We start from the raw sequence: 6,393 nt of genomic DNA, 5'->3' as shown, positions 1-6,393 counted from the left end.
ATGTGCTCGCGGGTCTGCGGCATCGGGCCGTCAGCGGCCGAGCAAACCAGGATCGCGCCGTCCATCTGGGCAGCACCGGTAATCATGTTCTTGACGTAGTCGGCGTGGCCCGGGCAGTCAACGTGAGCATAGTGACGGTTGGCGGTTTCGTACTCGACGTGCGCCGTGTTGATCGTGATACCGCGAGCCTTTTCTTCCGGGGCCGCATCGATCTGGTCGTATGCCTTGGCGGCACCGCCGAACTTGGCGGCCAGCACCGTGGTGATTGCTGCCGTCAGCGTGGTCTTGCCGTGGTCAACGTGACCGATGGTGCCAACGTTGACGTGCGGCTTGGTACGCTCGAATTTTTCCTTAGCCATTCCAGTTCCTCAATAATTAAATTAGCAAACAATCCAGAATCAAAGCTAATCGGTGGTGCCCATGGGCAGGATCGAACTGCCGACCTCTCCCTTACCAAGGGAGTGCTCTACCACTGAGCCACATGGGCCTACCTTAAAACTCCAGCCGTACCGCGTCGTGGAGCGGGTGAAGGGAATCGAACCCTCGTCTTAAGCTTGGAAGGCTTCAGCTCTACCATTGAGCTACACCCGCTTAACCCCTACCCGCAGCACAAACCGCTACAGCACAATCTTCTGGTGGAGGGGGAAGGATTCGAACCTTCGAAGGCAGAGCCGACAGATTTACAGTCTGTTCCCGTTGACCGCTTGGGTACCCCTCCGGGAGAAGCCGGGATTATCCGGACCCTCGGGAAGCCTGTCAACAGGCTGAACAACAATTTCACAATAAAAAAGCCGGGCTGACCCGGCTTTTCATGAACGACCCAAGAATTACTTGGTGGTCAGGACCCAGGCGGCCAGCTTGGCAGCCTCTTCGTCGGTGACCTTGTTCGGCGGCATCGGAATGGCGCCCCAGGTGCCCTTGCCACCGGTCTTGATCTTGCCGGCCAGCATGGCAGCAGCACCCTTGTCGCCCTTGTACTTGGCGGCGACGTCATGGTACGACGGGCCAACCAGCTTCTTGTCCAGCGCGTGGCAGGTCATGCAGTTCTTGGCCTTGGCCAGGGCTTCGTCGGCTTGGGCCTGACCGGTCATGACGATGCCGGCGGCAGCCATGATGGCAATGTAAGCAGCTTTCATTTTGTCGCTCCGTTTTTTAGTAAGTTAAACGATGTCTAGTGCCTTGATGGTTCAATGGCAGTAAATCATGAACGGATGATATAGCCCTTCATTACCCACTGCAAACAATCAAATGCAACAATTGGTTTCAGCCAGCCCGAAGGCCACAACCGCTCCCGGACCCGAAGTTTAACGTCAGAATCCGGGAAAAGTTGACACTTCCTTTCAGTTTCGCCGCTGAATCTGGGACAAATCGCGGACCGCGCCCTTGTCGGCCGACGTGGTCATCAGCGCATAGGCTTGCAACGCAGCCGAGACCACCCGCTGACGATCAACCGGCTTCCAGGCAGCCGCACCACGCGCTTCCATCGCCGCCCGGCGCGCGGCCAGCACTTCATCACTGACCATCAACTGGATGCGCCGCGTCGGAATGTCGATCTCGATCCGGTCACCCTCCTCGACCAGTGCAATGGCACCGCCATCAGCCGCTTCCGGCGAGACGTGGCCGATCGACAGGCCGGAAGTACCGCCGGAGAAACGGCCATCGGTCAGCAGCGCGCACGCCTTGCCCAGCCCCATCGACTTCAGATAGGAGGTGGGATAGAGCATTTCCTGCATGCCCGGCCCGCCCTTTGGGCCTTCGTAGCGAATGACCACGACGTCGCCGGCGACGATCTTGCCATCGAGAATGCCCGCCACCGCGTCATCCTGGCTTTCAAAAACGCGCGCCCGGCCGGAAAACTTCCAGATCGACTCATCGACGCCGGCAGTCTTGACGATGCAGCCATCAACTGCGATGTTGCCGGAAAGCACGGCGAGACCGCCGTCCTGGGAATAGGCATTGGCCTTGTTGCGGATGCACCCCTTGGTGCGATCAAGATCGAGCTCGTTGAAACGACGATCCTGCGAAAACGCCACCTGGGTCGGCACGCCACCCGGCGCCGCCTTGAAGAATTCGTGCACGGCGACATCGTGTTCGCGCACGACGTCCCAGCGATCGATGGCTTCACCCAGCGTCCGGGCATGCACGGTCGGCTGCTCGCGATTGAGCAGGCCGGCCCGATCCAGTTCGCCGAGGATGCCGAAGATACCGCCGGCACGATGCACGTCCTCGATGTGATACTTGTCGGTCATCGGCGCCACCTTGCACAGGCAGGGCACGGAGCGCGAGATGCGATCGATGTCGGCCATGGTGAAATCCACACCGGCTTCCTGGGCGGCTGCCAGGATGTGCAGCACGGTATTGGTCGAACCGCCCATGGCGACATCCAGGGTCATGGCGTTCTCGAAAGCCGCCTTGGTGGCGATCGAACGCGGCAGGACCGAGACATCTTCCTGCTCGTAGTAGCGCTTGCACAATTCCACGACCTGACGACCGGCGCGCAGGAACAATTGCTTGCGATCGGCGTGCGTGGCAACAACGGTGCCGTTGCCGGGCAGACTGAGGCCGAGCGCCTCGGTCAGGCAATTCATCGAATTGGCGGTGAACATGCCGGAACACGAGCCACAGGTCGGACAGGCGGAACGCTCGATTTCATCGACATCGGCCTGCGACACCGAAGCATCGGCAGCCTTGACCATGGCGTCGACCAGATCAAGGTGAACCACCTGGCCCTGAATCTTGACCTTGCCGGCCTCCATCGGACCACCGGAAACGAAGATCACGGGGATGTTCAGGCGCATGGCGGCCATCAGCATGCCCGGAGTGATCTTGTCGCAATTGGAAATGCAGACCATGGCATCGGCGCAGTGGGCGTTGACCATGTATTCGACCGAATCGGCGATCAGGTCACGCGACGGCAGCGAGTACAGCATGCCGCTGTGGCCCATGGCGATGCCGTCGTCGATGGCGATGGTGTTGAATTCCTTGGCAATGCCGCCGGCCGCCTCGATTTCGCGGGCGACCAGCTGGCCCAGATCCTTCAGGTGCACATGCCCCGGAACGAACTGGGTAAAGGAATTGACGACGGCGATGATTGGCTTGCCGAAATCGCCATCCTTCATGCCGGTGGCGCGCCACAGGGCGCGCGCGCCGGCCATGTTGCGGCCGTGGGTGGAGGTACGGGAACGATACTGGGGCATGAGACTCTCCGTGTCGAATTTGGCGCCGGAATCCTGTTGTCACGGTCGCGAACTATAATCGGCCAATTCTAGCCGAATCACTCTGACAATGCTGACCCACCCGCAGTTCGACCCCGTTGCCCTGGCCATTGGCCCGGTTGCCATCCACTGGTACGGCCTGATGTACCTGCTCGCCTTCTTCCAGTTCATTGCTCTTGGCCGCTGGCGCATCCGCCAGGGGCAGGCGCCGATGAATGCCGAACAACTCGATGATCTGCTCTTCTACGGCGTCCTCGGCGTGATCGTCGGCGGCCGTCTCGGCCAGGTGCTGTTCTACGAGCCGGCCCACTATCTCGCCAACCCACTGGAAATCCTTGCCGTATGGAAGGGTGGCATGAGTTTTCACGGCGGCTTTCTCGGCGTTCTTGTTGCCATGAGCCTGTGGGCCAGGAAAACCCGGCTGCCGTGGCTGGCCGTCACCGACTTCATCGCCCCGCTGGTGCCGCTCGGGCTGGCGGCCGGCCGGGTCGGGAATTTCATCAACGGCGAACTGTGGGGCCGGATCACCGACGCCAGCCTGCCCTGGGCGATGATCTTTCCCCAGTCCGGCAGTTTCGAACCACGCCATCCCTCACAGCTCTATCACGTAGCCCTCGAGGGCCTGGCGCTGTTCGCCCTGCTCTGGCTGCTGACCACCAAACCACGCCCGACCGGTTTCGCTTCCGGCGTCTTCCTGATCGGCTACGGCGCCTTCCGCTTCATCACCGAATTCTTCCGCGAACCGGACCATGGCATCTTCGGCCAGTCCTACCTGGTCAGCATGGGCCAGTGGCTGTCGCTGCCGATGATCGTCGCCGGCATCGCGCTGATCGTCTTTGCCTGCCGGAAGAAATCCCTATAATTATGGATTACCCAACCCATAACCCGTCAGGGAGACACGCATGACTCGTCCATTCAAGGTGCTCGGCATCCAGCAAATCGCCATCGGCGGCCCGTCCAAGGAAAAACTCAAGACCCTGTGGGTCGACAAGCTCGGCCTCGAAGTCACCGGCACATTCCAGTCCGAACGCGAGAATGTCGACGAGGACATCTGCGCCATGGGTAAAGGCCCGTTCAAGGTCGAAGTCGACCTGATGCAGCCGATCGACCCGGAAAAGAAGCCGGCCGTACACACCACCCCGCTGAACCACGTCGGCCTGTGGATCGACGACCTGCCCAAGGCTGTCGAATGGCTCTCCGCCAACGGCGTGCGTTTCGCGCCGGGCGGCATCCGTAAAGGCGCCGCCGGTTTCGACATCTGCTTCCTGCACCCGAAGGGCAACGAGGAATTCCCGATCGGCGGCGAAGGCGTTCTCGTCGAACTGGTACAGGCACCGCCCGAAGTGGTCGACGCTTTCGCTAAACTAGCGGGGTAATTCACCAGACAGGAGCGAGGACGATGACCGACATTCCCGACGACGATCTCGAGAAAACCCGCACCGCCCTCGCCCCGGCCATGGATGCCATGGCCGCCATCCTGCCCTGGGTCGGCAAGTCGCAACCGGTCCGCTATCCGCCGGAACTCAACAAACGCTGGCAAGCCGCCTGCAAGGAACTGGCCGATGACTGGATCAAGCATGGCCGGACCGACCCGCAGACCATCCGGCCCCGGGTCTTCGCGCTGCTGTCTGTCGCCATCGAAACCGGCGAAGCCGATTGCCTGCGCTTCGGTGAAACACTGGCCAGCGTGGCCGACCATCTCGAACACCAACCGCCAGGCAACCGCCTCAGTGCGGCACTGACGGCGACGACCGAAGCGCTGCTCGACGAAGGTGGGCTGGAAAATCCGCACTTCGGTGAACGCCTGCGCCACTTCACCGGCCGCCTGGAAACCGCCCTGCGCCCCTCGACCAAGCCCGGGGAACGCTCGGACGTGCTCGACCGATTGTTCGTCCAGGACAGCGATGAACGCCTGCAACGCATGCATGAGGCGCTCGAAGTCCTGCCAATCGATGTTTACGCGCTCGAACTCGAAGCCGGCGAACTGATCCAGCACGCCGAACAGATCGAGATGTGGGGCATCTACCACCTGGCCCGCCAACTGCAGAATTTTGCCCTGCAGCTCAGTGACGCCAGCGAAACCATCCAGGATCAGGCAGCGCATGACATCGCCCAGCAACTGGCGCTGATCGAATCTGCCCTGCGCGCCATCGAATACTGACCCCATGAAAAAGGGAGGCCGCAGCCTCCCTTCTTGCCGTTGCCGCCGTCGCTCAGCGACCGGCCAGCGCAGCGATGCGGTCTTCCAGCGGCGGATGCGTGGCGAACAGCGCGCCGAAACCGCCCTTGCCACCAGCGATACCCGAAGCCGCCATGTTCTGCGGCAGGCCTTCGGTATGCAGGTTGCCCAGACGACGCAAGGCGTTCTGCATCGGCACCGGCGTTCCCATCAGCGCAGCGGCCGACGCGTCGGCACGGAATTCGCGCTGACGCGAGAACCAGGCAACGATGATGCTGGCCAGGATGCCGAAGACGATTTCGCAGACGATGCTGGTCACCATGTAGCCGATACCCGGACCGCTGCTTTCGGAATCGTTGCGGCGCAGGAAGGAATCGACCAGGTAGCCGATAACCCGCGAGATGAAGATGACGAAGGTGTTGACCACGCCCTGAATCAGCGTCAGCGTGACCATGTCGCCATTGGCAACGTGGGCCACCTCGTGCGCCAGCACCGCCTCGACTTCTTCCTTGGTCATGCTTTGCAACAGGCCGGTGGATACCGCGACCAGCGAACTGCTCTTGCTGGCCCCGGTGGCGAAGGCATTCGGCTCGCCGTCGTAGATGGCGACTTCCGGCATCGGCAGGTTGGCACGCTTGGCCAGGCGGGCGACCGTATCCATCAGCCAGACTTCGGTCGACGACGACGGGTTGGTGATGACCCGGGCGCCGGTACTCCACTTGGCCATCGGCTTGGACATCAGCAGCGAGATGAAGGAACCGCCGAAACCGATCACTGCGGCGAACGCCAGCAGCATGCCGAGATCGAGGCCGTTCTGGGTCAGGAAACGATTGACGCCAAGCAGGCTGGTCACCACGCTGAGCACGAGCATGACCGCCAGGTTGGTCATCAGGAAAAGCACGACGCGTTTCATGTTGAACTCCGTAGGTGATGAAAACTGTGCGATGGTACACCAATTGGATTCCTGAAAAAAACGGAGCAAAATTGAGCCAACCTCCG

7 protein-coding genes and 3 tRNA genes are annotated in these 6,393 nt (G+C 61.3%); 3 read left to right on the top strand and 7 right to left on the bottom strand.

The genetic code is table 11. The annotated features are described in order from the left end of the window. The 6 genes from G471_RS18230 to ilvD form a co-directional block, all read right to left on the bottom strand. Positions 1-359 (bottom strand): GTP-binding protein (locus G471_RS18230; RefSeq protein WP_211226368.1); only part of this gene is annotated, 359 nt, incomplete at its 3' end. Positions 360-412: 53 nt separating this feature from the next. Next, positions 413-487: transfer RNA gene (locus G471_RS0103955), tRNA-Thr, on the bottom strand. 30 nt (positions 488-517) lie between these two features. Beyond that, positions 518-591, bottom strand: a tRNA-Gly gene (locus G471_RS0103950). Between the two features lie 42 nt (positions 592-633). Continuing rightward, positions 634-718: transfer RNA gene (locus G471_RS0103945), tRNA-Tyr, on the bottom strand. Between the two features lie 109 nt (positions 719-827). After that, positions 828-1,136, bottom strand: coding sequence for a c-type cytochrome (locus tag G471_RS0103940; protein WP_028994181.1), 309 nt, complete (start codon positions 1,134-1,136; stop codon positions 828-830). Between the two features lie 204 nt (positions 1,137-1,340). After that, positions 1,341-3,197: a dihydroxy-acid dehydratase gene (ilvD, locus tag G471_RS0103935; RefSeq protein WP_028994180.1), complete on the bottom strand. Its 1,857-nt coding sequence runs from the start codon at positions 3,195-3,197 to the stop codon at positions 1,341-1,343. An 88-nt stretch (positions 3,198-3,285) separates the two neighbouring features. Here ilvD and lgt point away from each other — a divergent pair, with 88 nt between their 5' ends. The 3 genes from lgt to G471_RS0103920 are packed head-to-tail and all read left to right on the top strand — an operon-like array spanning position 3,286 to position 5,376. After that, positions 3,286-4,077, top strand: coding sequence for a prolipoprotein diacylglyceryl transferase (lgt, locus tag G471_RS0103930; RefSeq protein WP_028994179.1), 792 nt, complete (start codon positions 3,286-3,288; stop codon positions 4,075-4,077). Between the two features lie 40 nt (positions 4,078-4,117). After that, positions 4,118-4,591 carry a VOC family protein gene (locus G471_RS0103925; protein WP_028994178.1) on the top strand — a complete coding sequence of 158 codons (474 nt, stop codon included), beginning with the start codon at positions 4,118-4,120 and terminating at the stop codon, positions 4,589-4,591. A 23-nt stretch (positions 4,592-4,614) separates the two neighbouring features. Further along, positions 4,615-5,376 carry a hypothetical protein gene (locus G471_RS0103920; protein ID WP_028994177.1) on the top strand — a complete coding sequence of 254 codons (762 nt, stop codon included), beginning with the start codon at positions 4,615-4,617 and terminating at the stop codon, positions 5,374-5,376. A 52-nt stretch (positions 5,377-5,428) separates the two neighbouring features. Here the strand turns inward: G471_RS0103920 and htpX are convergent, their stop codons facing one another. Beyond that, positions 5,429-6,307, bottom strand: coding sequence for a protease HtpX (gene htpX / locus G471_RS0103915; protein ID WP_028994176.1), 879 nt, complete (start codon positions 6,305-6,307; stop codon positions 5,429-5,431). Positions 6,308-6,393 lie beyond the last annotated feature (86 nt).

The organism is Azonexus hydrophilus DSM 23864 (assembly GCF_000429605.1).
GTDB classification, from domain to species: Bacteria; Pseudomonadota; Gammaproteobacteria; order Burkholderiales; family Rhodocyclaceae; genus Azonexus; species Azonexus hydrophilus.
The sequence above is the reverse complement of the archived record's forward strand: the minus strand, read 5'-3'. Positions and strand labels throughout refer to the sequence as shown.